Source organism: Cronobacter sakazakii, from assembly GCF_000982825.1.
Classification (GTDB): Bacteria; Pseudomonadota; Gammaproteobacteria; order Enterobacterales; family Enterobacteriaceae; genus Cronobacter; species Cronobacter sakazakii.
Genome location: NZ_CP011047.1, coordinates 587,873 through 613,451, shown reverse-complemented (window position 1 = coordinate 613,451; position 25,579 = coordinate 587,873). Strand labels below are relative to the sequence as shown.

Sequence of the window (25,579 nt, the reverse complement as noted above, 5' to 3'; positions counted from 1 at the left end):
TCTTATTGTGTGACCCTCATCACAAAAATAAGTATACACTAGTTACCCGAAAAATTAATACGATCCTAATTATTTACTATGAAACTTTGTTCGGTCCGGGCATGCTTTTTATTACCGATCATTATAAAAATGAGGGTAAAAAGTCCGTTTTCAGATCATTTTTTCGATAAATCAATAGATTGAGTGAATTTGACGATTTGTGCGGTCTTCAGACGTTCGCGCAGCCGTAGCGGCAAAAAACAGGTGGATGACGCGGTTCGGGTATTAAAAGAAAGTGGAAATACGAAGGGAAGAGGATAACCGCCGGAAGATCCGGCGGCGGCACAGCGCTTAGAGTTCCTGCTCGAACAATACCAGAATGGCTTCGTAGAGATCTTTCACCGTAAAGCCACGCGCAGGCGTGGTAAAGATAGTGTCGTCACCGGCAATGGTGCCCAGAATCCCTTCGGCTTTGCCGAGAGAATCCAGCAGACGCGCGATAAGCTGCGCGGCACCGGGGCTGGTATGAATCACCACCACTGCGTCGTTATAGTCGATATCCAGCACCAGGTTTTTCAGCGGGCTGGAGGTCGTCGGCACGCCAAGCTCAACCGGCAGGCAGTACACCATCTCCATTTTGGCGTTGCGGGTACGCACGGCGCCAAATTTCGTTAACATGCGGGAGACTTTGGACTGGTTGATGTTCTCGAAACCCTGATCCTGAAGCGCCTGGACGATTTCGCCCTGAGAACTGAACTTCTCTTCTTTTAGTAACGCCTTGAAGGCTTTGACTAATTCTTCTTGTTTTGCGGAGCTACGCATATATCACCCGTATACAGGCCAATAAACAACATTATTATGCATTGTGATGAATTTTTATGCAAATGGTCTGCCTTGCGGCGGGCTGAAATAATGTTATGAAAGAGACGAATTTTATCAAATTACGTTATCGAGGAACATGCCTGCGTCACGACTCGCAAATAAGGCTTTAAGTAAACTAAATGTTATCAAAATGATGTTGTTTTGATGCTTAAAGAGGGTGTAATGTAACCGCCTGTTGAGATGTTGCTTCGGTAGTGACCCGGCGGTATTCGCGTCATCTGCACCCGGGCGAGAAGGCCGCATCGCTTTCAGTTAAACCGCGCTACGATCGCAAACTGCGGGCGAAAAGAGTGCTATAACTTCCTCCCAGGATGATTATGGTCGCCACCTCATGGAGTAACGGCACACAATTGCTAACCATAATAAGGAGTTTAGGATGAAAGTTGCAGTCCTCGGCGCGGCAGGCGGTATCGGCCAGGCGCTTGCCCTTCTACTCAAGACCCAACTGCCTTCAGGTTCAGAACTCTCTCTGTATGACATTGCGCCGGTGACCCCAGGGGTTGCGGTGGATTTGAGTCATATCCCGACCGACGTGAAAATCAAAGGTTTCTCCGGTGAAGACGCCAAACCGGCGCTGGAAGGCGCTGATGTGGTGCTGATCTCCGCAGGCGTTGCCCGTAAACCGGGTATGGATCGCTCTGACCTGTTCAACGTGAACGCAGGCATTGTGAAAAACCTGATTCAGCAGGTGGCGACCACCTGCCCGAAAGCGTGCATCGGCATCATCACCAACCCGGTGAACACCACTGTCGCCATCGCGGCAGAAGTGCTGAAAAAAGCAGGCGTATACGACAAGAACAAACTGTTTGGCGTGACCACGCTGGACATCATCCGCTCCAACACCTTTGTGGCGGAACTGAAAGGTAAAAAACCGGCTGAGCTGGACGTGCCGGTAATCGGCGGCCACTCAGGCGTGACCATTCTGCCGCTGCTCTCCCAGATCCCGGGCGTGAACTTCACCGACCAGGAAGTGGCCGATCTGACCAAACGCATTCAGAACGCGGGTACCGAAGTGGTGGAAGCGAAAGCGGGCGGGGGCTCTGCGACCCTCTCTATGGGCCAGGCGGCTGCGCGTTTCGGTCTCTCTCTGGTGCGTGCACTGCAGGGCGAGCAGGGCGTGGTGGAATGCGCCTATGTGGAAGGCGACGGCGAATATGCCCGCTTCTTCTCTCAGCCGCTCCTGCTGGGTAAAAACGGCATTGAAGAGCGTAAACCGATCGGCACGCTGAGCGCTTATGAACAGCAAGCGCTGGAAGGCATGCTGGATACGCTGAAAAAAGATATCGCCCTGGGCGAAGAGTTCGTTAACAAGTAAGCGTTAACGAGCAAAAAAAACCGGAACGCAGGTTCCGGTTTTTTTATGTCTGCGATTCCGTTATTCCGGCGTCGCCGGGTATTCCTGAATCGTCACCTGAATGGTGAGCTTGCGATCGTTTCGCATTACTTCCACCGGGATCACTGAGCCAGGACGAATTTCCGCCACCTGATCCATGGTTTCCAGCGCGGAGATGGCGGGCTTGTTGTTAACCGACACAATCACATCATTCACCTGAATGCCTGCGCGCGCGGCAGGGCCGTCCTGCGCCACGTCGTTCACCACAATCCCCTGTATCTGATCGATACCCGCCGCTGGCGTGTGCATAGGCGTAATTTCACGTCCGCTGATACCGATATAGCCGCGGATCACGCGCCCGTCGCGGATAAGTTTTTCCATAATGCGCGTGGCAAGCTGTGTTGGGATCGCAAAACCGATGCCTTCCGGCGTTTCGCCGTCGTTGCTCTTATCAAAAGAGAGCGTGTTGATACCCATCAGCTCGCCAAGCGAGTTCACCAGCGCGCCGCCGGAGTTGCCGTGGTTGATGGAGGCGTCGGTTTGCAGGAAATTCTGGCGTCCGGACGGGTTCAGGCCGATTCGCCCGGTGGCGCTGATAATCCCCTGCGTAATGGTCTGCCCGAGGTTGTACGGGTTACCTATTGCCATGACGACATCGCCAATATGCGGCATTCGCTGTGGGTTGATGGGAATTACCGGCAGGGCGGTCGCGTTAATTTTCAGCACGGCCAGATCGGTCAGGCTGTCTGAACCTACCAGCAGCGCTTCAAACACGCGGCCATCCTGCAGCGCCACGATAATCTGATCGGCGTCGTTGATGACATGTTTGTTAGTCAGAATATAGCCGCGCTGATCCATGATAACGCCGGAGCCGAGCGTGCGAATTTCCAGCTGGCTGCGATTGCTGCCGCCGAGGCTGCGGTTATAGACGTTCACGACCGCAGGCGCAGCACGGCGCACCGCCCGGTTATAACTCACGGGCGTTTCATCGACGCTGTCGAGCTTTTGCTGCAACAGCGGATTATAAGGGCGCAGGGAAGGTACGAGCGTCAGCAGCAACGCGGCGACAATCAACCCCGCAATAACCGAGCGTAAAAGCTTCAGAAACATGTGTATGGAATAAGTAGTCAGGGGACGGGCGCAGCATATCATGAGTTAAACGGACATCACACGCGGCGTGATGTCCGTTGTCTCAGTTTATTAACGCAGCAGTAAATAGAGGCTGTCGTTACCGCGCACGATATGCAGCGCGATAATGGCAGGCTTACTCTCCAGCAGCTTGCGCATTTCAGCGATGGAGCTGACGCGTGCTCGGTTTACGCCAACGATCACGTCATCTTTCTGCAGGCCCGCCTGGGCCGCGGCGCTGCCTTTTTCGACGCTATTAATGGTAACGCCTTTGGTGCCGTCTTTAAGCTGGCCGTCGCTTAACGTCGCGCCCTGTAAGGCTGGCGCGATGATATCGGCGCTGGCGGAAGAAGACGTGCTTTTATCAAGCGTCACTTCCACTTCCTGGGCTTTACCGTCGCGCAGCAGCCCCAGCTTCACTTTCGTGCCAGGCTCGGTGGTGGCGATGCGCGAGCGCAGTTCGGCGAAGCTGTTCAGCGGGCGGCCATTGAGGCTTACGATCACGTCGCCCGCTTTAATGCCCGCTTTAGCGGAGCCTGAGTTTGGCAGCACTTCGCTAACGAACGCGCCGCGCTGGGTGTTCAGGTTGAACGCTTTGGCGATATCAGCGCTCATCTCGGTGCCTTTAATGCCGAGCAGACCGCGTTTCACCTCGCCTGACTGCATCAGCTGTTTGGCGAGGGTCTGGGCCATATTCGCCGGAATAGCGAAACCGATACCGATGCTGCCGCCGCCCGGCGCGAGAATCGCGGTGTTGATACCGATAAGCTCGCCGTTGAGGTTCAGCAGTGCGCCGCCGGAGTTACCGCGGTTAATGGACGCATCGGTCTGAATAAAGTTTTCGAAGCCTTCGAGATTGAGCCCGCTGCGGCCTAACGCCGAGACAATGCCGGACGTCGCCGTCTGGCCGAGCCCGAACGGGTTGCCAACCGCCACCACGAAATCGCCGACGCGCAGTTTATCGGAATCCGCTATCTGAATTTGCGTCAGGTTGCTGGCGTTTTGCAGCTGGATCAGCGCGATATCGCTCTGGTCGTCACCGCCAATCAGTTTGGCGTCGAACTCGCGGCCGTCATTGAGCTGAACGCTGATTTTCTGGGCATGATTAATCACGTGATTATTGGTGAGCACATAGCCTTTCGCGGCGTCGATAATCACACCGGAGCCGAGACCTTCAAACGGCTGCGCCTGCTGGTCTGGCATCGATTCGCCGAAAAACTTTTTGAGCTCTTCCGGCACGCGCTGTTCCTGCACGGCGGTGCCTTCCACCCGCACGCTGACAACCGCAGGCAGCACTTTTTCCAGCATCGGCGCGAGGCTTGGGATCGCAGGCTGGCCCGGTACCTGCGATGGCAGCGCAGCGAGCACCGGCGCGGGCGCCGACAGAGATAAACCGAGACTTAACGCTAACGCACTTAACAGCAGGGTTTGTTTTTTCATGAACGCAGCTCTCGCAACCTGGTTATAAAAGTCACCTGAAAACACGGATATTATTGAATTCTCAATGTCGTAACAATGCTGTCATCGGGACGGCAGCGCTCAGAATAAGCATAGTCAGCGCCCAAAGAAAAGCGGGCGCAAATGCGCCCGACGGTAAGGATAGTTAGCTGAATCAGTTGCGCTTCGCGCCGGTACGCAGCAGACCAGACGCGCTGTCCGAATAGTCGCGCGGCATCTGGACCGGCGCCTGATCGTTGCTCGCTTCCGATTCCGCAAGGCGATTGCGGAACGGGTTGGTCTCTGCGGACATTTCCGGCAGCAGGCTGCTGGAGCTTTTCGCCATGTGCTGATAAAGCTGACGATAGTCGTGCGCCATGTTATCCAGCAGTTCGGCGCTGCGGGCGAAGTGGCTGACCAGTTCTTCGCGGTAGTCGTCAAGCTCCGCTTTGTTTTTCTCAAGCTCGTACTGCAGAGCCTGCTGTTGACGTAATTTGCGGTTACCGAAACGCATAGCGACGGCGCCGATAATGATGCCGACGACTAACCCAATAAGCGCATATTCCCAGGTCATGAACATCTCCCGTTGTCTTGTGATTCCGTAGGGTGGTAACGGCGAGGCTTGGTTTCTCGTCTGCGTGCCGTCGACCGGTAAACCCACTATAACCGCTAATTCAGGAGAAGTGGAATCCTGGAGCGGCATGGCGTAGTGTAGAGCGGCCTTTTTTTGGCCAAAATAACGCTGCGGCGAACGTTTTCAGGAAGTAAGAATAATATATGCAGAGCATCTCTCCGACATCGCGCTACCAACAGGCCCTGAAAGAGGGCACCCATCAGCCGGACGACGTCCAGCATGAAGCGGTAAATCGTCTGAATCTTATCTGGCAGGGGCTTTCGCAGAAAACCGACGCGCCAGCGCCTGCTCGTGGCGGCCTGCTGACCAAAGTCGGCAAGCTGTTTGGAAAACGCAAAGAGACGGCCAGTGAAGCGCCGGTACGCGGCTTATATATGTGGGGCGGCGTCGGGCGCGGAAAAACCTGGCTGATGGATCTGTTCTTTCATAGCCTGCCGGGCGAGCGCAAACTCAGGCTGCACTTTCACCGCTTTATGCTGCGCGTGCATGAAGAGCTCGCCGCGCTGCAAGGGCAGACCGATCCGCTGGAAGTGGTTGCTGACGGCTTTAAAGCGCAGGCGGACGTTATCTGCTTCGATGAATTTTTTGTCTCCGATATTACGGATGCCATGCTGCTTGGCGGCCTGATGCAGGCGCTGTTCGCGCGCGGCATTACGCTTGTCGCGACGTCAAATATTCCGCCCGATGAGCTGTACCGCAACGGCCTGCAGCGCACGCGTTTTCTGCCGGCTATCGAGGCGATTAAAGCGCACTGCGATGTGATGAACGTCGATGCGGGTATCGATTACCGCCTGCGCACGCTGACTCAGGCGCATTTGTGGCTCTCGCCGCGCAGTGAAGAGACGGCGCGCCAGATGGACAAACTCTGGCAGGCGCTGGCGGGCGCACCGCGTAACGCCGCGGCGGCACCGTCGCTTGAGATTAACCATCGCCCGCTGCCGACGCTTGGTGTGGAAAACCAGACGCTGGCCGCGTCCTTCGCCACCTTATGCGTGGACGCGCGCAGCCAGCATGACTACATCGCGCTGTCGCGCCAGTTCCATACCGTGCTGTTGTTTGACGTGCCGGTGATGACCACTTCCACCGAGAACGCGGCGCGGCGCTTTATCGCGCTGGTGGATGAGTTTTATGAACGCCAGGTGAAGCTGGTGGTCTCGGCGGATGCGCCGCTGGATGACATCTATCAGGGCGAGCAACTGCAGTTTGAATTTAAGCGTTGTTTGTCGCGTTTGCAGGAGATGCAGAGCGAGGAATACCTCAAACGCCCGCATCTGGCCTGACGCCTGACCGCTCCTCTGCCCGCAGGGGAGCGAATTCAGGTACTTTCCTCATAAAAGGGGTCGATCTTTATACTCGACTTCTCTATAATCTTGCGACCCCACGTTACAACAAAGTTTTTTTCCCGAAACTTTTGTGTGCCGAAAACATATCCGAGGGGGTAGGTTTGCGGACTTTGTCGTGTGAACCTCAACTCAATTTAAGCGTTTGGGTGTTCGCCAACGTGTAACTCTATATTTGGGTAAGCTTTTAATGAAAACTTTTACAGCTAAACCAGAAACCGTAAAACGCGACTGGTACGTTGTTGACGCGACCGGTAAAACTCTGGGCCGTCTGGCTACCGAACTGGCTCGTCGCCTGCGCGGTAAGCACAAAGCGGAATACACTCCGCACGTTGATACCGGTGATTACATCATCGTTCTGAACGCAGAAAAAGTTGCTGTAACCGGCAACAAGCGTTCTGACAAAATGTACTACCACCACACTGGCCACATCGGTGGTATCAAAGAAGCGACCTTTGAAGAGATGATTGCCCGCCGTCCTGAGCGCGTAATTGAAATCGCGGTTAAAGGCATGCTGCCGAAGGGCCCTCTGGGCCGTGCTATGTACCGTAAACTGAAAGTTTACGCGGGCAACGAGCACAACCACGCGGCGCAGCAACCGCAAGTTCTGGACATCTAATCGGGATTATGGCAATGGCTGAAAATCAATACTACGGCACTGGTCGCCGCAAAAGCTCCGCCGCTCGTGTGTTTATCAAACCGGGCAACGGTAAAATCGTTATCAACCAGCGTTCTCTGGAACAGTACTTCGGTCGCGAAACTGCCCGCATGGTAGTTCGTCAGCCGCTGGAACTGGTCGACATGGTTGAGAAACTGGATCTGTACATCACCGTTAAAGGTGGTGGTATCTCCGGTCAGGCTGGTGCGATCCGTCACGGTATCACCCGCGCTCTGATGGAATATGATGAGTCTCTGCGCTCTGAACTGCGTAAAGCTGGCTTCGTTACTCGTGACGCTCGTCAGGTTGAACGTAAGAAAGTCGGTCTGCGTAAAGCACGTCGTCGTCCGCAGTTCTCCAAACGTTAATCCTTTTCTGCTTTGGCAGAATCGAATTGGCGAAAAACCCGGCACAACGCCGGGTTTTTTTATGCCCGGAATTTTTATCTGGCCGCTAATCTACTGAAATCCCGCCCATTTACGGCAATCGGATAAAACCTCTCACCACAAGCTGCGCAAAATCTGGTAAACTATCATCCAATTTTGTGCCCAAATGCTGGTAACTGTTCACGTTTTGTTCGTTTTAGAGACGGAAGAAAGTTCGGCACGGAAGGGTGATTAATAAGGCCAGTCGTGTTTGCGGCTGGTAGCAGTAACTTTCTGAATATACCTGGAGGTTTTCATGGCTGTCGCTGCCAACAAACGTTCGGTAATGACGCTGTTTTCTGGTCCTACTGATATCTACAGCCATCAGGTCCGCATTGTGCTGGCTGAGAAAGGTGTCAGCTTTGAAATTGAGCATGTGGAAACGGATAACCTGCCGCAGGATCTGATTGACCTCAACCCAAATCAAAGCGTGCCGACGCTGGTAGACCGTGAACTGACTCTGTGGGAGTCGCGCATCATTATGGAATATCTTGATGAGCGTTTCCCGCACCCGCCGTTAATGCCGGTGTACCCGGTGGCCCGCGGTGAAAGCCGCCTGTATATGCACCGTATCGAGAAAGACTGGTACTCGCTGATGAACGTGATTGTCAGCGGTTCCGCCCAGGAAGCCGATAACGCGCGTAAACAGCTGCGTGAAGAGCTGCTGGCTATCGCGCCGGTATTCGGTCAGAAGCCCTATTTCCTGAGCGATGAGTTCAGCCTGGTGGATTGCTATCTGGCACCGCTGCTGTGGCGTCTGCCGCAGTTAGGTGTTGAGTTCAGCGGCGCGGGCGCTAAAGAGCTCAAAGGTTATATGACTCGCGTGTTTGAGCGTGATTCGTTCCTGGCTTCGCTGACCGAAGCCGAGCGCGAAATCCGTCTGCAAACCCGGGGCTAAACCTTATGGATATCTCTCAGCTCTCTCCACGTCGTCCTTATCTGTTGCGTGCCTTCTATGAATGGCTGCTGGATAACCAGCTGACGCCGCACCTGGTCGTGGATGTGACGCTGCCGGGCGTGCTGGTGCCGCTGGAGTACGCGCGCGACGGGCAAATTGTTCTCAATATCGCGCCGCGCGCGGTCGGTAATCTGGAACTGGCGAATGACGAAGTGCGTTTCAACGCCCGTTTCGGCGGCGTACCGCGTCAGGTCACCGTGCCGCTGGCAGCCGTGCTGGCTATCTACGCCCGTGAAAACGGCGCCGGTACGATGTTCGAGCCCGAAGCCGCTTATGATGAAGAGATGGCGAGCCTGAACGACGAAAACAGCGCGGAAGAGCCGGAAACGGTCATGTCTGTCATTGATGGCGATAAGCCTGACGATGCGGATGATAACGATCCGGGTGACGAGCCGCCGCCGCGTGGCGGACGCCCTGCGCTGCGCGTGGTGAAGTAGTTCCTGACAGGCCCGATGGGCCTGTTTTGTTATCCGCCCGGTGTTTCGCCAGCCTGAAAATCCTGTGATAGGATGAGTAAAGTGTCACCTTTCAATAGCATGCCGTCTATGAACCCATTCGACTCACAATCTGAAGATGCTTCCGACGCTATCGGGCGCAGCCTGGGCCGCCGTCCGCTGGCGCGCAAAAAGCTTTCTGAAATGGTAGAGGAAGAACTGGAGCAGATGATCCGCCGCCGTGAATTTGCGGAAGGGGAGCCGCTGCCTTCCGAGCGTGAGTTAATGGCTTTTTTCAACGTGGGGCGTCCTTCTGTCAGGGAGGCGCTGGCGGCGCTGAAGCGTAAAGGGCTGGTGCAAATCAGTAACGGCGAGCGCGCCCGCGTATCGCGCCCTTCCGCAGACACAATCATTAGCGAGCTCTCCGGTATGGCGAAGGATTTCCTTTCTCATCCGGGCGGCATCGCCCATTTCGAACAGCTACGACTGTTTTTTGAATCCAGCCTGGTGCGCTACGCGGCTGAAAAAGCCACCGACGAACAACTCGAACGGTTGACCAAAGCACTGGACATTAATCGCCAGTCGCTCGCGGATAACGCGCAGTTTATCCGCTCGGATGTAGAGTTCCATCGCGTTCTGGCTGAAATCCCCGGTAATCCCATTTTTATGGCCATTCATGTGGCCCTGCTGGACTGGCTTATCGCTGCGCGTCCTGCCGTGCCTGACGCAGAGTTGATTGAGCACAACAATATCAGTTACCAGCAGCACATTGCGATTGTTGACGCTATCCGCAAACGCGATCCTGATGAAGCTGACCGCGCGCTACAAACGCATCTGAACAGCGTTTTTGCGACCTGGCAGACGCTCAGCCAGAAGAAAAAATCCCGCAAATAATTTCGATCCTCCTTGATCAAAGAGTGAAGCCGATCGCATAACCGCGCTTATGTGGCAGGCTGGTGAATATTTGATCTGGTATAACAGGTATAAAGGTATATAGTCATTCTCACTTTACAGATGAGGATGTTCTTATGACCGCACCATTACGCGGGGTGATGCCCGCACTTCTGACCCCTTTTGACCAGCAGCAGCGCCTGGACAAAGAGAGCCTGCGCCGTCTGGTGCGCTTTAACATCAGTCAGGGCATTGACGGCCTGTATGTCGGTGGTTCGACAGGGGAAGCGTTTGTTCAAAGCTGCGCGGAACGCGAAGAGGTACTGGAAATTGTCGCTGAAGAGGCTAAGGGAAAAGTCACGTTGATAGCGCATGTTGGCTGCGTAAGCACGGCGGAAAGCCAGCAACTGGCCGCTGCCGCCAGTCGCTACGGCTTTGACGCGGTGTCTGCCGTCACGCCGTTCTACTACCCGTTTAGTTTTGAAGAACACTGCGACCACTACCGCGCCATTATTGCCTCAGCGGACGGTCTGCCGATGGTGGTTTATAACATTCCGGCGCTAAGCGGCGTCAGGCTGTCGCTTGATCAAATCAGCACGCTGGTCACGCTTCCTGGCGTCGGCGCGTTAAAGCAAACTTCAGGCGATCTTTACCAGATGGAGCAGATCCGTCGCGCGCATCCGGATCTGGTGCTTTACAACGGCTATGACGAGATCTTCGCATCCGGGCTGCTGGCAGGTGCCGACGGCGGCATTGGCAGCACTTACAACATCATGGGCTGGCGCTACATGCACATCGTGAAAGCGTTAAACGAAGGCGATATCGCCACCGCGCAACGGCTGCAGCGTGACTGCAATCAGGTTATCGATCTGCTTATCAAAACAGGCGTCTTTCGTGGCCTGAAAACCGTTCTTCACTACATGGATGTGGTTTCCGTGCCGCTATGCCGCAAGCCTTTTGCGCCAGTAGCGGAACAGTATCTGCCGGCACTCAAGGCGCTGGCGGCTCAGCTACAACAAGAAAAAGCACAGCTGAGCTAATGACCTCTGTCAGGCCTGTTTGTGTCAGGCATGACTCCGCTTCACCCGGTACCTTACCTTACAGCGTATGGGCACAGCCCATCGCGGGAGCGTCATATGACTAAAACGACACAACTTATCCCGTGGTATCGTCACCTTAACCGGGCACAATGGCGGGCGTTTTCCGCCGCCTGGCTGGGTTATCTGCTTGATGGTTTCGATTTTGTCTTAATCGCACTGGTATTAACCGAAATTCAGGATGAATTTGGCCTCACTACGATTCAGGCAGCGAGCCTGATTTCCGCCGCGTTTATCTCTCGCTGGTTCGGCGGTTTAATGCTGGGCGCGATGGGCGACCGCTATGGACGACGCCTTGCGATGATCTCAAGCATCGTACTTTTCTCCGTCGGCACACTCGCCTGCGGTTTAGCGCCGGGTTATACCACCCTGTTTATCGCGCGTCTGGTGATAGGCATTGGCATGGCCGGTGAATATGGTGCCAGCGCAACCTATGTCATTGAAAGCTGGCCGAAGGCGTTGCGTAACAAAGCCAGCGGTTTTCTTATCTCAGGATTCTCTGTCGGCGCGGTTGTCGCCGCCTTTGTCTACAGTCTTGTGGTGCCGGTCTGGGGCTGGCGTGCGCTCTTTTTCATCGGCATTCTGCCGATCGTTTTTGCGCTCTGGCTGCGTAAAAATATTCCTGAAGCGCACGACTGGGAGGCGCGCCGTAGCGAAAAGACCCCGGTGCGCACGATGGTCGATATCCTGTATCGTGGCGAACACCGCATTATCAACATCGTATTAACCCTGCTCGCCTCGGTTTCACTCTGGCTCTGCTTTACCGGCGAGCTGAACAGCGCGGTTATTGTCGCGGCACTCGGGCTGGTCTGCGCCGCAATTTTTATCAGCTTCATGGTGCAAAGTAGCGGCCCGCGGTGGCCGACCGGCGTTACGCTGATGGTTATCGTCCTGTTCGCTTTTCTTTATTCATGGCCTATTCAGGCGCTACTGCCGACCTATCTTAAAACCGAACTGGCGTACGAACCGGCAACCGTGGCACGCGTTTTATTCTTCAGCGGCTTTGGCGCGGCGGTGGGCTGCTGCGTGGGCGGTTTTCTCGGTGACTGGCTCGGTACGCGCCGTGCCTATGTGTACAGCCTGCTGGCTTCGCAGGTACTCATCATTCCTGTTTTCGCCATTGGCGGCGCAAATGTCTGGGTGCTGGGCCTGCTGCTTTTCTTTCAGCAAATGCTTGGGCAAGGGATCTCCGGCATTTTACCGAAGCTTATTGGCGGCTATTTCGATACAGACCAGCGTGCCGCGGGGCTCGGGTTTACCTATAACGTCGGTGCGTTAGGCGGCGCGCTGGCGCCCGTACTTGGCGCGCTGATTGCCGAGCGGCTACATCTCGGCGCTGCGCTCTGTTCACTTTCGTTCGGCCTGACGTTTGTCGTTGTCCTGCTGATTGGGCTTGATATGCCTTCGCGGGTGCAACGCTGGCTTCGGCCAGAGGCGTTACGCACGCACGACGCGACGGACGGAAAGCCGCTTAGCGGCGCGCAGGCTGTTAGCGGGCGTAAGCGTGGTCTGGTCAAAAGTAAAAGTTAACCGGCGCCCGGCGGTGCGCCGGGGCGTTTCACCCACAAGGAGTGTCTATGCCTTTACTCTGTCTAATAAATAACGCCAGCGGTGTGTCACGGGCGCTTATCCGCGGGCCTACGCATCGCCTGTGGTATTGCAATGTGATGCAAAAGGAGAGGCCATGAACGTACTGGCGATAGACATAGGTGGCACCAAACTGGCTGCCGCAACGGTTGATGCGTCACTGCGTATCAGCGGGCGGCGGGAAATACCCACGCCTGCCAGCAAAACGCCGCAAGCGCTCAGCGCGGCGCTTGAGGCGTTACTCTCCCCACTGAAAGCGTACGCAGATCGGGTGGCGATTGCGGCTACCGGTGTCATTCACCACGGCGTGCTGACAGCGATGAATCCCGACAATCTCGGCGGTCTTGCGCATTTCCCTTTGACTGAAACCGTGTCGCAGATGACCGGCTTACCGTGTCTTGCCGTCAATGATGCGCAGGCGGCTGCCTGGGCAGAATACCATGCGCGTAAAGGCATAGTGAGCGAGATGGTGTTTATCACGGTATCTACCGGCGTTGGCGGCGGTGTCATTATTCATGGGCAACTGCAGACAGGGCAGAGCGGCCTGGCGGGGCATTTTGGTCATACGCTTGCCGATCCTGGCGGACCGCGCTGCGGCTGTGGGCGAACAGGGTGTGTGGAGGCTATCGCCTCCGGGCGTGCGCTTGCGGCGGCGGCGACAGACACGCTTGCCGGGCTCGACGCGAAAGCGATTTTTGCGAAAGCCAGCGAGGGCGAGCCTGCGGCGATAGCGCTCGTGGGGCGCTCTGCCCGGACGCTGGCGCGGCTGATTGCCGATCTCAAAGCGGTTACCGACTGTCAGCTCGCGGTGATAGGCGGCAGTATCGGCCTGGCGGACGGTTATTTGCCGCGGGTGCGCGACGCTCTTGCTCGTGAGCCTGCAGCGTTTCAGACGCCTCTTGCGGCGGCACATTATCGTCACGATGCTGGCTTAATCGGGGCCGCGCTACTCGCTCAGGGAGAAAACGTATGATTACAGGACATATTAAGAACGTTGATGCCGCAGGGCTGCCGCCGGTAATGATTGACGCTATCATGCAGGCGCTGGAGAGCCATCCGGCGAACAAAGCGCCCGGCAGTTATGTGTTGGGCGAGCGGTTATTAATGAACGTGATGTGTTTTACAACACAGGCTGCGCAGGAAAAGCGTGCTGAACTTCATCAGGATTACATAGACATTCAGATTCTGCTGGAAGGTCAGGAACAGGTGCGTTATGGCCTCGCGGGCAGCGCACGGGAGTGCGGCGAGCGGCATGAGGCCGAGGACTATCAACTTTGCGCGCGCATTGAGGCAGAGCAGACCATTATCATGGAGCCTGGCATGTTTATCGTTTTTATGCCGGGTGAGCCGCATAAACCCGGATGCAGTATCAGACAGCCAGCGGAAATCAAAAAGGTCGTCTTAAAGCTTCATCGCAGCGCGCTACAGGCATAAAAAAAGCCCGGTCGTTTCTACCGGGCTGATTACTAGTCTCTGTGCCTGCAATTACCAGCGATAGTTCACCAGCATGTGGCCAGAATACGCGTTATAGGAGTTATCGCCCCATTCACTGCTGACCCGGAAGGAAACGGTGGTTGCGTCATTTACTTTACCGCTGACGCCCGTTTCCAGCTGGAAGCGGTTAGACGGCACGTTTGAGTCCAGCGTCTCGTCGTTAAAGTTCAGATCGCTCATACCGTTGCCGATGAGCCAGTTCACCGCGCCGTAAGGCTGCCAGGCTTCTACAGATTTCTGATCCACGTAACTTGCCTTGACGCCAATACGGCCCAGCACAGCGTCATTATCCGGCGTATTGATGCGCGTGCCGTTATATTCAACGTGGTCATCCTGATCCAGATTGCTGTAAACCACCTGGCCCTGCGGTTCAAACTTCATGGTGCGCGCTTTCTCTGACGGCACCAGCCAGGCATGGCCGACTTCCAGAGACGCGGCATAGCCCTGGCTGTCATACTTCTCGCCCGGCATATCGTCGCCATTCACCTGGCTGTTATACCAGCTGTAAGACGCCCAGCTGTCGATATAACTGCCAAGACGCAGTTTCTGATCTTCCTGCCAGGTGGCATACACGCCGACGTTATAACCGTTAACGCGGCCATCTGCCGAGCGCGAATTATGGCGCGCATCTGCAGTGGTGTCGCTGTAGCCTGCGCCCAGCATAAAACCGCTGTGCAGCGTGCCGGTGGAGAGATCTTTGCTCAGGAAGTCGCTGCCTAACTGCACCACGGCGGAGCGGATTTTATATTTCAGATTGCTGTCCGCGAAGTTGCCGTCGTTATACTCGCCTTTAACGTACATCCAGGTATTCAGATCGTCAGCGTCGCGCAGCATCAGCTGATCGCGGTCGTCACGCTTGTGAATAAACATCTGCTGTGCGGCCAGGTAGTTCGCCATATAGACGCCAGCCTCCGGACGATAAACCTCCGGAGCCGGTGGCGTATCGCCGCCGCCATTATCGTTACCGCCGTTATCACCACCGTCATCGTTACCGCCATTATCGCCGCCATTATCATCCGGGTCTGGCGTTGGATCAGGCGTCGGGTCTGGCGTATCGCTGGCTTTGGACTCCAGATACCAGTTACCGTCGTTGTGCTTATACAAATCGTATTCCCACATGCCCGCCACGACGGGTTTACCGAGCGTGAAGGATGCATCAGACGCGCCGCCAACGCTGATAAGCTCAATACCGTTGATGGTTTGTGCGCCCTGACCGCCAATATTGGCCACTTCAAGTGAGGAGCTGCCAGCGCTATTACCGGTAATGACGAGATGATCGGTTGGAGAGTAGTCTGCACCCGCCTCGGTATTCATGACGATGCGGCTATTCTCATCGCCGGTGTAGTTGCCGTTAATCGTAAAGGCATTACCAACGCTGTTATTGCCCGCGATTTGCAGCGTGCCCTGGTTGGTCACGTCGCCATTGATGGTGTTACCCGTAGCCGGGGTAGAGGCGTTTTCATTGCCACTGACAGCATTCCAGGACGCCAGTACGCCGCCTGCGGCAATCGCCACGCTGCTGTTGACGGTGCCCGCCGACGCGAGCGTGGCACCGCTGTCGATATTAATGATGCTGGTGCCGCCGTCTGGCCCCATCGTGGCGTTTTCGGCCACAAGGGTCGTGCCGCCTTTAAGCGTGGCGTCGCCGCTAAAGCTGTTGTTACCCGTGAGCGTCAGCGTGTTGGCGTCTTCTTTGACGAGGTTACCGGTGCCGGAAATATCGCCCGCGAAGATGTAATCTGCCGCCTGGTTGAAAATCAGCGTACCGTTGTTAGTGACGTTACCTTCCAGCGACGCGTTGTCGCCCGTGCCAGTACCGATTTGCAGCGAGGCCGCATCGTTAATTAACGTTGCGCCGCTGTTTTTTACGTCACCGCCGAGCGTCAGGTTGCCGGTTTTGACGATAAGGCTGTCGCCTTCACCCGTCAGATCGACATTACCGGTCAGCGTCCAGTCGCTGCCGTCCATCGTTAGCGATTTAAAACCGTCGCCTTTGTTCGCGCCGGTAAAATTGCTGTCCTCGTTACCGCTGTCGTTCAGGGTAATCGTCGTGTTGGCAGAGCCTGTGGTAATAACATCGCCACCGAGGCTGGAGCCTGCTTTAAGCACCAGCGCATTATTACCGTCGTTTTCGAAAGAAATCGCGGGTAATGACTCCAACTTATTGATAGTGTTTTATGTTCAGATAATGCCCGATGACTTTGTCATGCAGCTCCACCGATTTTGAGAACGACAGCGACTTCCGTCCCAGCCGTGCCAGGTGCTGCCTCAGATTCAGGTTATGCCGCTCAATTCGCTGCGTATATCGCTTGCTGATTACGTGCAGCTTTCCCTTCAGGCGGGATTCATACAGCGGCCAGCCATCCGTCATCCATATCACCACGTCAAAGGGTGACAGCAGGCTCATAAGACGCCCCAGCGTCGCCATAGTGCGTTCACCGAATACGTGCGCAACAACCGTCTTCCGGAGCCTGTCATACGCGTAAAACAGCCAGCGCTGGCGCGATTTAGCCCCGACGTATCCCCACTGTTCGTCCATTTCCGCGCAGACGATGACGTCACTGCCCGGCTGTATGCGCGAGGTTACCGACTGCGGCCTGAGTTTTTTAAATGGCGGAAAATCGTGTTGAGGCCAACGCCCATAATGCGGGCGGTTGCCCGGCATCCAACGCCATTCATGGCCATATCAATGATTTTCTGGTGCGTACCGGGTTGAGAAGCGGTGTAAGTGAACTGCAGTTGCCATGTTTTACGGCAGTGAGAGCAGAGATAGCGCTGATGTCCGGCGGTGCTTTTGCCGTTACGCACCACCCCGTCAGTAGCTGAACAGGAGGGACAGCTGATAGAAACAGAAGCCACTGGAGCACCTCAAAAACACCATCATACACTAAATCAGTAAGTTGGCAGCATCACCGAAATCGCGTAATCGTTGCCGGAGATAGTGCCGGTATTAACGAGGGTGATATTGCTTCCGTTAATAACATCGATGGCGATACCAGTGCTATTAACGGCACCTTTGTTTTCAAGCGTCATCATGTCAGATGTCTGGCCTGAAATATCGATCAGAACAGCACCGCCATTCTCATTTTTAATCGTGCCGTTATTAATAATGGACTCTACGCTTTTGCCTTTCACCAGCGCTGCAGGATCTGTGGTTAAAGACGACATCGTCACACCATCGGCAATCACATACTCTTTGTCACCGCTAAAAAAGTAAGTGTCTTCTGTATCTTCATCAATATTGGTTACCGCGTGCGAGATCGCAGGCGTAAAAAGGATCATGGCCGGGAAAACGCCCGCCATAATTTTTGCAATTCTATTTTTCCTGAATGTTTTAGAAGTATCCATAATTACGTCCAATATAATAATGCGTTGAATTAAGTGTCGGCGTCGCGGCAGCTTATTTCATTGTCCTCGTAAATAACATGCTTTCCGAAAGATACGGAATTTATAAATATAAGAAACTTATGGTTGAGACTGTCTTATTTCATACTGTGACCATATTAATAGATGCTGTAAATAATCGGTGAATAATGAGGCGCTCGGAGGAATATAGTCGGTGAGAAAAGTCAGGAAAAGGAATCAACCGGGAGGCGTTATCCGATGATTGATTACTTTCAGAAGTCTTTTTCTGGAATGAAAAAAAGGTTGCTTTATTGATAAATGAAATAAAAAAGGGAAGCGCGAGGCTTCCCTTTATAACGTCAGACGAAACGGTCAGACTTCGAGGTAGTTCATGATGCCGTCTGCTGCTTTACGGCCTTCAGCAATTGCGGTCACCACCAGATCGGAGCCACGCACAATATCGCCACCCGCGAAGATTTTCGGGTTGCTGGTCTGGAAGGCGTTTTCATTGCCTTCCGGCGCAATCACGCGGCCCTGCGAATCCAGCTCCACGCTGTGCTGCGCCAGCCATTCCATGCTGTGCGGACGGAAGCCGAACGCCATCACCACGGCATCAGCCGGCAGCACATGCTCGGAGCCCGGCACGATTTCGGCGCGACGACGGCCTTTTTCATCCGGCTCGCCCATCTGCGTGCGCGCCATTTTCACGCCGCACACTTTGCCGTTGGCGTTAATTTCAACGCCAAGCGGCTGCACGTTGAACTGGAACTCAACGCCTTCTTCCCGTGCGTTTTTCACTTCGCGGCGGGAGCCCGGCATGTTCTCTTCATCACGACGGTAAGCGCAGATGACGTGAGTCGCACCCTGGCGCACCGAGGTACGCACACAGTCCATCGCGGTATCACCGCCGCCCAGCACCACCACGCGTTTGCCTTCCATACTGATGTACGGCTGCTGCGCGTCTTCTTCAAAGCCCATAATCTGACGGGTATTGGCGATAAGGAACGGCAGCGCTTCATACACGCCCGGCGCGTCTTCGTTTTCCAGCCCGCCGCGCATCGACTGATAGGTGCCGACGCCGAGGAAGACCGCGTCGTAGTCGCCCAGCAGGTCGTTCATCTGGATATCGCGGCCCACCTCGGTATTAAGCCGGAATTCAATCCCCATGCCGGCGAAGATTTCACGACGGCGCGTCATGACTTCTTTTTCGAGCTTAAAGGCCGGAATACCGAAAGTCAGCAGGCCGCCGATTTCCGGGTTACGGTCAAACACGACCGCTTTCACGCCGTTGCGCGTCAGCACGTCGGCACACGCGAGGCCCGCCGGGCCTGCGCCCACGATAGCGACGCGCTTGCCGGTCGGCTTCACGCCGGAAAGATCGGGACGCCAGCCCATTTCGAATGCTTTATCGTTGATATAGCGCTCGATATTGCCGATGGTCACCGCGCCGAATTCGTCATTCAGCGTGCAGGAACCTTCGCACAGGCGATCCTGCGGACAGACGCGGCCGCACACTTCCGGCAGCGTGTTGGTCTGGTGAGACAGCTCTGCGGCTTCGAAAATGCGCCCTTCATTGGCAAGCTTCAGCCAGTTAGGGATGTAGTTATGGACCGGACATTTCCATTCACAGTAAGGGTTGCCGCACGACAGGCAGCGATCTGCCTGCGCTTTGGCCTGGCCTTCTGAGAAGGGCTCATAGATTTCCACAAACTCAATTTTACGGATCTTAAGCGGCTTTTTTGGCGGATCAACGCGCTGTAAGTCGATAAATTGGTAAACGTTCTGACTCATCAATCGTGACCTCTTACTGCGCCTGCACCCGCAGCTCGGCTGCGGAACGACTACGGTGACCCAACAATGCTTTTACATCACTGGACTTCGGTTTAACCAGCGCGAATTTGGCTGAGAACGCCGGCCAGTTCGCCAGGATCTCTTCGCCGCGGTGTGAACCGGTCTGTTGAACATGCTCGGTGATAAGCCCGCGCAGGTGTTCTTCGTGAATCGCTAACTCGTCGACATTCAGCACTTCCACCAGCTCCGGGTTCACGCGTTTACGGAACTCGCCGTCTTCATCGAGCACGTAAGCGAAACCGCCCGTCATGCCCGCGCCGAAGTTCACGCCGGTTTTGCCGAGAATACAGACGATGCCGCCGGTCATATATTCACAGCCGTTATCACCGATGCCTTCCACAACGGTAATCGCGCCGGAGTTACGCACCGCGAAACGCTCGCCCGCGCGGCCTGCAGCATAGAGACGGCCGCCCGTCGCGCCATACAGGCAGGTGTTGCCGATAATGCTCGCTTCATAGCTCTTGAATGACGACCCTACCGGCGGACGAATCGCCAGCAAGCCGCCCGCCATGCCTTTGCCGACATAGTCGTTGGCATCGCCCGTCAGGTGTAGCTCCACGCCACCTGCGTTCCAGACGCCGAAGCTCTGTCCGGCAGTCCCTGTGAAGTACGCTTTGATGGGATCGGAAGCCAGCCCCTGATCGCCGTGCGACTGCGCGATATAGCCCGACAGCAGCGCCCCAACCGAGCGGTCGGTGTTGCGGATATCAAACCAGAACGTTTTGCTCTGGCGGCTGTCGACATACGGTTTCGCTTGGGCCAGCAGCTGCGCGTTCAGATCGCCTTTATCGAACGGCGGGTTGCTTTCGGTACAGTAGACCGCTTTGCCAGGATGCGGCTCGGCGGTTTCCAGCAGTTTCGCCAGATCCAGTTTCTGCTGCTTCGCCGTAAAGCCTTCCAGCTCTTTCAGAAGATCCGTGCGACCAATCAGATCCACGAGACGCGTCACGCCCAGTTGGGCCATGATTTCACGCGTTTCACGGGCGATAAACTCAAAGTAGTTGGTCACTTTGAACGGCAGGCCGTGGTAGTGGTTTTTACGCAGTTTGTCATCCTGGGTCGCCACGCCGGTGGCGCAGTTGTTCAGGTGGCAAATACGCAGGTATTTACAGCCCAGCGCCACCATCGGGCCGGTGCCGAAGCCAAAGCTTTCCGCGCCAAGAATGGCCGCTTTGATAATATCGAGGCCGGTTTTCAGGCCGCCGTCCACCTGCAGGCGGATCTTATGGCGCAGACCGTTGGCGACCAGCGCCTGCTGCGTTTCCACCAGACCCAGCTCCCACGGGCAGCCCGCGTATTTCACGGAGGAGAGCGGGCTTGCGCCCGTACCGCCGTCGTAGCCTGCGATGGTGATGAGATCCGCATAGGCTTTCGCCACGCCGGTGGCGATGGTGCCCACGCCCGGCTCAGACACCAGCTTCACGGAGATCATCGCCTTCGGGTTGACCTGTTTTAAGTCGAAAATCAGCTGCGCCAAATCTTCAATCGAGTAGATGTCGTGGTGCGGCGGCGGGGAGATCAGCGTCACGCCCGGTACCGAATAACGCAGACGCGCGATGTACGGGGTGACTTTATCGCCAGGCAACTGGCCGCCTTCGCCCGGTTTCGCGCCCTGCGCCACTTTAATCTGAATCACATCGGCGTTGACCAGATACGCGGGCGTCACGCCGAAGCGGCCGGAGGCCACCTGCTTAATGCGCGAGACTTTATTGGTGCCGTAACGCGCCGGATCTTCGCCGCCTTCGCCGGAGTTCGAGAAACCGCCGAGGCTGTTCATCGCCTCCGCCAGCGACTCATGCGCTTCCGGGCTCAGCGCGCCGATAGACATCGCCGCGGTATCAAAACGTTTGAACAGCTCACTTGCCGGTTCGACATCTTCCACGCGCACCGCGTCCGCCTGCGGGTTCAGCGCCAGCAGATCGCGCAGCGTCGCCGCCGGACGTTCGTTAACGAGCTTCGCGTATTGCTGATAGTCGCTGTAGTCGCCGCTCTGCACCGCCTGCTGGAGCGTGCGCACCACATCCGGGTTGTAGGCGTGGTATTCGCCGCCGTGAACATATTTCAGCAATCCGCCCTGCACGAGCGGTTTGCGCGCAAGCCAGGCGCGCTTCGACAGGTTCAGTAGATCCTGTTCGAAATCGGCGAAGCCCGCGCCGCCGATGCGGCTGACCACGCCCTGGAAGCAGAGCTCGGAGACGTCGCGGTGCAGGCCGACGGCTTCAAACAGTTTGGAGCAGCGGTAAGAGGCGATGGTAGAGATGCCCATTTTGGACATGATCTTGTAAAGCCCTTTGTTGATGCCGTTGCGGTAGTTCAGCATCACGCTGCGGTAATCTTTTTCGATAGCGCCGGTATCCACCAGTTTCGCCAGCGTTTCGTAGGCGAGATACGGATAGATAGCGGTGGCGCCGAAGCCCAGCAGCACGGCGAAGTGGTGCGGATCGCGCGCGCTGGCGGTTTCCACAATAATGTTGGCGTCGCAGCGCAGGCTCTGTTCCACCAGCCGCGTCTGGATAGCGCCGACGGCCATCGGTGCCGGTACCGGCAGACGATCTTTGGCGATGTTGCGATCCGAGAGCACCAGCAGCACGGTGCCGTTGCGCACCATCTGTTCGGCTTTATCGCACAGCGCTTTAACGGTCTCTTCCAGCGTCGCCTGTGCAGGCGAGAAGGTGATATCGAGCGTATCGGCGCGATAGTGCTCTTCTTCAAGCGTGGTGAGCTGTTTAAAGTCGGAGTAGAGCAGAATCGGCGATTTAAAGCTCAGGCGGTGCGCCTGGCCTTCAGCTTCGCAGAAGACGTTCATCTCGCGGCCGATGCTTGTCGCAAGCGACATCACGTGCGCTTCGCGCAGCGGATCGATAGGCGGGTTAGTCACCTGGGCGAACTGCTGGCGGAAGTAGTCGTAAATAATGCGCGGCTGGCTGGAGAGCACGGCGAATGGCGTATCGTCGCCCATCGAACCCACCGCTTCCTGGCCGTTTTCACCCAGCACGCGGATAACGGAATCCAGCTCTTCATTGCTGTAGAAGAACTGCTTCTGGTAGCTTTCGAGCAGGGCATCGTCCATTTCACGGGTACCGACCTGATCGTCAGGCAGATCTTCAAACGGCACCAGACGGCGAACGTTTTTCTCCATCCACTCTTTGTACGGATGGCGGCTCTTCAGATCGTTGTCGGTTTCCGCCGAGTGCAGGATGCGCCCGCCGCGGGTGTCGATAACCATCAGCTCGCCCGGCCCCACGCGGCCTTTTTCCACGACTTCATCCGGCTGGTAATCCCAGATACCCACTTCGGAGGCGCAGGTGATGAGCTTGTCTTTCGTGATGACGTAGCGCGCCGGGCGCAGGCCGTTACGGTCAAGATTACAGGCGGCGAAACGACCGTCTGACATCACGATGCCCGCCGGGCCGTCCCACGGCTCCATATGCATGGAGTTGAAGTCAAAGAATGCGCGCAGCTCCGGGTCCATATCCGGGTTGTTCTGCCAGGCCGGCGGCACCAGCAGACGCATGGCGCGCACGATATCCATCCCGCCTGCCAGCAGCAACTCAAGCATATTATCCATGGAGCTGGAGTCAGAGCCGGTTTCGTTTACAAACGGCGCAGCGTCGTGCAGATCGGGGATCAGCGGCGTCTGGAATTTATAGGTACGCGCGCGCGCCCACTGGCGGTTGCCGGTAATGGTGTTGATTTCACCGTTATGCGCCAGATAGCGGAACGGCTGTGCCAGCGGCCAGCGCGGTACGGTGTTGGTGGAGAAACGCTGGTGGAACAGGCAGATGGCCGACTCCAGCCGCAGATCCGCCAGGTCCAGGTAGAAGCGCGGCAGATCTGCCGGCATACACAGGCCTTTATAAATGTTCACCAGGTTTGAGAGGCTACAGACGTAGAACTCTTTATCGTCAACCAGACGTTTTTCAATGCGGCGACGCGCGATAAACAGGCGGCGCTCCATATCACGCGGACGCCAGCCTGCCGGGGCGTTCACAAAAATCTGTTCGATGCGCGGCATCGAGGAGAGCGCGATTTCACCCAATACGCCTTCGTTGGTCGGCACCACGCGCCAGCCCACGATAGACAGGGTTTCCCGCTGCAGCTCTTCTTCAACGATGCGACGCGCGGCGCTGGCTTTTTCAGGATCCTGATTCAGGAACAGCATGCCAACGGCGTAATTTTTGGCTAAGCGCCAGCCGTGCTCTTCGGCGACCATGCGGAAAAAGCGATCCGGCTTTTGCAGCAGCAGGCCGCAGCCGTCACCGGTTTTACCATCCGCGAGGATAGCGCCGCGGTGCTGCATACGGGCCAGCGCGTGGATCGCGGTACGCACAACCTTGTGGCTAGGTTCGCCTTCTATGTGGGCGATCAGGCCGAAACCACAGTTATCTCTCTCAAGAGATTTATCGTACAACATATCAGTGAACCTCCCCAGGCTCTGCGGGACTCCCTCCTGTACCGATGGCGCGCGGGCGCAAAAAGGGTGTGGCGACAGGGTATGGCGTTAAACGCACACCTTGCGTGTCGCCCTCCTGATATCCTTTTTCATCGGTACATCGTCGTTGAGGACTTACTTAAGAGGGAATCTCATTTACTGCATAAATATGATGGGCAGAACGCCCATCGAGAAAGCTTCCAGCGAATTTCCAACTTATCGGGAATCCGCACACAGGTCAAATGTCATTCTTATTTATTCAAAAGTGTGCTAAAGCGCAACCATTTCATTGATAAATAAAAACTTTTAACCTTTTTTACATTAGGTTTTCCGGGTAATAAGCCCCGGTGATGTGTGATCTGACTCACTATAAGAAAGCGGCTGGAAGTGGATACCGCACTGTTATTGGGTTTTAAAGCAGCATGATCTGTTGTGAAGCGCCTGCAAGCCGCATAAACGCTCTGTTTTTTACGCTCCGTCATATTCCTTAAATAATCGGCACGATCATAAGGAAAAGTAATTAGTGTATTGGTGACTAAAACACCGTTTATGTTGAATGATTATTCATCAGATAAAGGCGGGGCGGGGCGCTTGATCCAGGTCATCGCCGTAAAGAAGTAAAAATGGCAGGCTGTCGCCCTTTCGCCGGGCGGCTTTTCAGATTATGCAGTTACAAAAATTAGTCAATATGTTTGGCGGCGACCTGACGCGTCGCTACGGTCAGAAAGTTCATAAGTTGTCATTGCATGGCGGCTTCAGTTGCCCGAACCGCGACGGCACGCTGGGGCGCGGCGGCTGCACTTTCTGCAATGTCGCGTCGTTCGCCGATGAAACCCAGCAGCATCTCTCCATTCAACAACAGCTGGCGCAGCAGGTCGCGCGCGTCGACCGCGCCCGCCGTTACCTTGCCTATTTTCAGGCCTACACCAGCACCTTTGCGGAAGTTAACGTTTTACGCGCCATGTACCAGCAGGCGATAAGCCAGGCGGATATTGTCGGGCTGTGCGTCGGCACGCGCCCGGACTGCGTGCCGGAGAGCGTGCTGGATCTGCTCGCCGGCTACCATGAGCAAGGCTATGAAGTCTGGCTGGAGCTGGGGCTGCAAAGCGCGAAGGATAAAACCCTGCACCGGATTAACCGCGGGCACGATTTCGCCTGTTACCAGGAGACGGCGCGTCGGGCGCGGGCGCGCGGGCTTCGGGTGTGCACACATCTTATCGTCGGGCTGCCGGGTGAAACCCGTAGCGACGCGCTGGCGTCGCTTGAGCGCGTGGTAGAGACCGGCGTGGATGGCATCAAGCTCCATCCGTTGCATATTGTCGAGGGCAGCATTATGGCGAAAGCCTGGCGGGCCGGGCGGCTTAGCGGCATTGCGCTGGATGACTATACCGTCACGGCGGGTGAGATGATCCGCCATACGCCGCCGGACATCATCTACCATCGCATTTCCGCCAGCGCCCGCCATCCGACCTTACTTGCGCCGCTGTGGTGCGAGAACCGCTGGACCGGCATGGTCGAGATTGACCGCTATCTCAACCAGCACGGCGCGCAGGGCTCGGCGCTCGGTCGCCCCTGGCGCGGCGCGCCTGACGCCCTTTAAACGCTGTTTTTTCGATCGCTCGCCTGCTCACCCCGCACTTTTTTGCCTGAGTTTCCGCCAGAGGGGCGGATTTA

General features: G+C 56.0%; 21 protein-coding genes. 12 read left to right on the top strand and 9 right to left on the bottom strand.

What is annotated here, in order from left to right:
• Window positions 1-330: 330 nt before the first annotated feature.
• Window positions 331-801 carry a transcriptional regulator ArgR gene (gene argR / locus CSK29544_RS02875; RefSeq protein ID WP_004385120.1) on the bottom strand — a complete coding sequence of 157 codons (471 nt, stop codon included), beginning with the start codon at window positions 799-801 and terminating at the stop codon, window positions 331-333.
• Between the two features lie 436 nt (window positions 802-1,237).
• Here argR and mdh point away from each other — a divergent pair, with 436 nt between their 5' ends.
• Window positions 1,238-2,176, top strand: a complete 939-nt coding sequence (gene mdh / locus CSK29544_RS02870; protein WP_004385118.1) for a malate dehydrogenase — start codon at window positions 1,238-1,240, stop codon at window positions 2,174-2,176.
• 60 nt (window positions 2,177-2,236) lie between these two features.
• Here the strand turns inward: mdh and degS are convergent, their stop codons facing one another.
• The 3 genes from degS to zapG form a co-directional block, all read right to left on the bottom strand.
• Complete coding sequence (gene degS, locus CSK29544_RS02865; RefSeq protein WP_004385116.1) at window positions 2,237-3,304, bottom strand: outer membrane-stress sensor serine endopeptidase DegS; 1,068 nt, start codon at window positions 3,302-3,304, stop codon at window positions 2,237-2,239.
• Between the two features lie 90 nt (window positions 3,305-3,394).
• Entirely contained in the window at window positions 3,395-4,762 is a 1,368-nt protein-coding gene (gene degQ / locus CSK29544_RS02860) for a serine endoprotease DegQ (protein ID WP_007888192.1), read from the bottom strand.
• A gap of 172 nt (window positions 4,763-4,934) precedes the next feature.
• Complete coding sequence (zapG, locus tag CSK29544_RS02855; RefSeq protein ID WP_004385113.1) at window positions 4,935-5,333, bottom strand: Z-ring associated protein ZapG; 399 nt, start codon at window positions 5,331-5,333, stop codon at window positions 4,935-4,937.
• Window positions 5,334-5,536: 203 nt separating this feature from the next.
• Here zapG and zapE point away from each other — a divergent pair, with 203 nt between their 5' ends.
• The 10 genes from zapE (at window position 5,537) to nanQ (ending at window position 14,217) form a co-directional block, all read left to right on the top strand.
• The gene (gene zapE, locus CSK29544_RS02850; RefSeq protein WP_007888191.1) at window positions 5,537-6,673 is read left to right on the top strand and encodes a cell division protein ZapE; all 1,137 of its coding nucleotides are present in this window, start codon (window positions 5,537-5,539) and stop codon (window positions 6,671-6,673) included.
• 250 nt (window positions 6,674-6,923) lie between these two features.
• A complete protein-coding gene (gene rplM, locus CSK29544_RS02845; RefSeq protein WP_002437467.1) occupies window positions 6,924-7,352 on the top strand; it encodes a 50S ribosomal protein L13 in 429 nt (142 codons plus the stop codon).
• 14 nt (window positions 7,353-7,366) lie between these two features.
• Entirely contained in the window at window positions 7,367-7,759 is a 393-nt protein-coding gene (gene rpsI / locus CSK29544_RS02840) for a 30S ribosomal protein S9 (RefSeq protein WP_000829818.1), read from the top strand.
• Between the two features lie 313 nt (window positions 7,760-8,072).
• Window positions 8,073-8,714 carry a stringent starvation protein SspA gene (gene sspA / locus CSK29544_RS02835; protein WP_004385111.1) on the top strand — a complete coding sequence of 214 codons (642 nt, stop codon included), beginning with the start codon at window positions 8,073-8,075 and terminating at the stop codon, window positions 8,712-8,714.
• 5 nt (window positions 8,715-8,719) lie between these two features.
• On the top strand, window positions 8,720-9,211 hold the full coding sequence (sspB, locus tag CSK29544_RS02830; RefSeq protein ID WP_004385110.1) for a ClpXP protease specificity-enhancing factor: 492 nt from the start codon (window positions 8,720-8,722) through the stop codon (window positions 9,209-9,211).
• 99 nt (window positions 9,212-9,310) lie between these two features.
• A complete protein-coding gene (gene nanR / locus CSK29544_RS02825) occupies window positions 9,311-10,102 on the top strand; it encodes a transcriptional regulator NanR (RefSeq protein ID WP_029039433.1) in 792 nt (263 codons plus the stop codon).
• Window positions 10,103-10,236: 134 nt separating this feature from the next.
• Window positions 10,237-11,139, top strand: a complete 903-nt coding sequence (gene nanA / locus CSK29544_RS02820; RefSeq protein WP_007888187.1) for an N-acetylneuraminate lyase — start codon at window positions 10,237-10,239, stop codon at window positions 11,137-11,139.
• 96 nt (window positions 11,140-11,235) lie between these two features.
• Window positions 11,236-12,726 (top strand): MFS transporter, encoded by a 1,491-nt coding sequence (locus tag CSK29544_RS02815; RefSeq protein ID WP_004385107.1) that lies wholly within the window; start codon window positions 11,236-11,238, stop codon window positions 12,724-12,726.
• A gap of 154 nt (window positions 12,727-12,880) precedes the next feature.
• On the top strand, window positions 12,881-13,756 hold the full coding sequence (gene nanK, locus CSK29544_RS02810; protein WP_007888185.1) for an N-acetylmannosamine kinase: 876 nt from the start codon (window positions 12,881-12,883) through the stop codon (window positions 13,754-13,756).
• Window positions 13,753-14,217 carry an N-acetylneuraminate anomerase gene (nanQ, locus tag CSK29544_RS02805; RefSeq protein WP_007888184.1) on the top strand — a complete coding sequence of 155 codons (465 nt, stop codon included), beginning with the start codon at window positions 13,753-13,755 and terminating at the stop codon, window positions 14,215-14,217. Before nanK ends, nanQ begins: the two co-directional genes overlap by 4 nt.
• Window positions 14,218-14,268: 51 nt before the next feature.
• On the opposite strand, the gene CSK29544_RS02800 is transcribed toward nanQ, so the two are convergent.
• From CSK29544_RS02800 to gltB, 5 genes are all read right to left on the bottom strand, one after another.
• Window positions 14,269-16,437: an autotransporter family protein gene (locus tag CSK29544_RS02800; RefSeq protein WP_007888182.1), complete on the bottom strand. Its 2,169-nt coding sequence runs from the start codon at window positions 16,435-16,437 to the stop codon at window positions 14,269-14,271.
• Between the two features lies 1 nt (window position 16,438).
• Window positions 16,439-17,136 (bottom strand): IS1-like element IS1B family transposase gene (locus tag CSK29544_RS02795; RefSeq protein ID WP_095033700.1). Its coding sequence is split into 2 segments (ribosomal slippage): window positions 16,439-16,887 and window positions 16,887-17,136, totalling 699 coding nucleotides; the frame shifts between segments, so codons are not numbered across the junction.
• A gap of 33 nt (window positions 17,137-17,169) precedes the next feature.
• Entirely contained in the window at window positions 17,170-17,625 is a 456-nt protein-coding gene (locus CSK29544_RS02790; RefSeq protein ID WP_241720382.1) for a hypothetical protein, read from the bottom strand.
• 369 nt (window positions 17,626-17,994) lie between these two features.
• A complete protein-coding gene (locus CSK29544_RS02785) occupies window positions 17,995-19,413 on the bottom strand; it encodes a glutamate synthase small subunit (RefSeq protein ID WP_007902694.1) in 1,419 nt (472 codons plus the stop codon).
• Between the two features lie 13 nt (window positions 19,414-19,426).
• Window positions 19,427-23,887: a glutamate synthase large subunit gene (gene gltB / locus CSK29544_RS02780; RefSeq protein WP_004385102.1), complete on the bottom strand. Its 4,461-nt coding sequence runs from the start codon at window positions 23,885-23,887 to the stop codon at window positions 19,427-19,429.
• A gap of 682 nt (window positions 23,888-24,569) precedes the next feature.
• Here gltB and mnmL point away from each other — a divergent pair.
• The gene (mnmL, locus tag CSK29544_RS02770) at window positions 24,570-25,505 is read left to right on the top strand and encodes a tRNA modification radical SAM protein MnmL/YtqA (RefSeq protein WP_007902691.1); all 936 of its coding nucleotides are present in this window, start codon (window positions 24,570-24,572) and stop codon (window positions 25,503-25,505) included.
• Window positions 25,506-25,579 lie beyond the last annotated feature (74 nt).

Coding starts and splice junctions, on each gene's coding strand:
- zapE (WP_007888191.1), top strand. CDS start 5,537: ATGCAGAGCATCTCTCCGACATCGCGCTACCAACAGGCCCTGAAAGAG.
- sspB (WP_004385110.1), top strand. CDS start 8,720: ATGGATATCTCTCAGCTCTCTCCACGTCGTCCTTATCTGTTGCGTGCC.
- gltB (WP_004385102.1), bottom strand. CDS start 23,887: ATGTTGTACGATAAATCTCTTGAGAGAGATAACTGTGGTTTCGGCCTG.
- CSK29544_RS02785 (WP_007902694.1), bottom strand. CDS start 19,413: ATGAGTCAGAACGTTTACCAATTTATCGACTTACAGCGCGTTGATCCG.
- sspA (WP_004385111.1), top strand. CDS start 8,073: ATGGCTGTCGCTGCCAACAAACGTTCGGTAATGACGCTGTTTTCTGGT.
- degS (WP_004385116.1), bottom strand. CDS start 3,304: ATGTTTCTGAAGCTTTTACGCTCGGTTATTGCGGGGTTGATTGTCGCC.
- mnmL (WP_007902691.1), top strand. CDS start 24,570: ATGCAGTTACAAAAATTAGTCAATATGTTTGGCGGCGACCTGACGCGT.
- argR (WP_004385120.1), bottom strand. CDS start 801: ATGCGTAGCTCCGCAAAACAAGAAGAATTAGTCAAAGCCTTCAAGGCG.
- rpsI (WP_000829818.1), top strand. CDS start 7,367: ATGGCTGAAAATCAATACTACGGCACTGGTCGCCGCAAAAGCTCCGCC.
- CSK29544_RS02790 (WP_241720382.1), bottom strand. CDS start 17,625: ATGGATACTTCTAAAACATTCAGGAAAAATAGAATTGCAAAAATTATG.
- degQ (WP_007888192.1), bottom strand. CDS start 4,762: ATGAAAAAACAAACCCTGCTGTTAAGTGCGTTAGCGTTAAGTCTCGGT.
- nanQ (WP_007888184.1), top strand. CDS start 13,753: ATGATTACAGGACATATTAAGAACGTTGATGCCGCAGGGCTGCCGCCG.
- nanK (WP_007888185.1), top strand. CDS start 12,881: ATGAACGTACTGGCGATAGACATAGGTGGCACCAAACTGGCTGCCGCA.
- nanA (WP_007888187.1), top strand. CDS start 10,237: ATGACCGCACCATTACGCGGGGTGATGCCCGCACTTCTGACCCCTTTT.
- CSK29544_RS02815 (WP_004385107.1), top strand. CDS start 11,236: ATGACTAAAACGACACAACTTATCCCGTGGTATCGTCACCTTAACCGG.
- nanR (WP_029039433.1), top strand. CDS start 9,311: ATGCCGTCTATGAACCCATTCGACTCACAATCTGAAGATGCTTCCGAC.
- mdh (WP_004385118.1), top strand. CDS start 1,238: ATGAAAGTTGCAGTCCTCGGCGCGGCAGGCGGTATCGGCCAGGCGCTT.
- zapG (WP_004385113.1), bottom strand. CDS start 5,333: ATGACCTGGGAATATGCGCTTATTGGGTTAGTCGTCGGCATCATTATC.
- rplM (WP_002437467.1), top strand. CDS start 6,924: ATGAAAACTTTTACAGCTAAACCAGAAACCGTAAAACGCGACTGGTAC.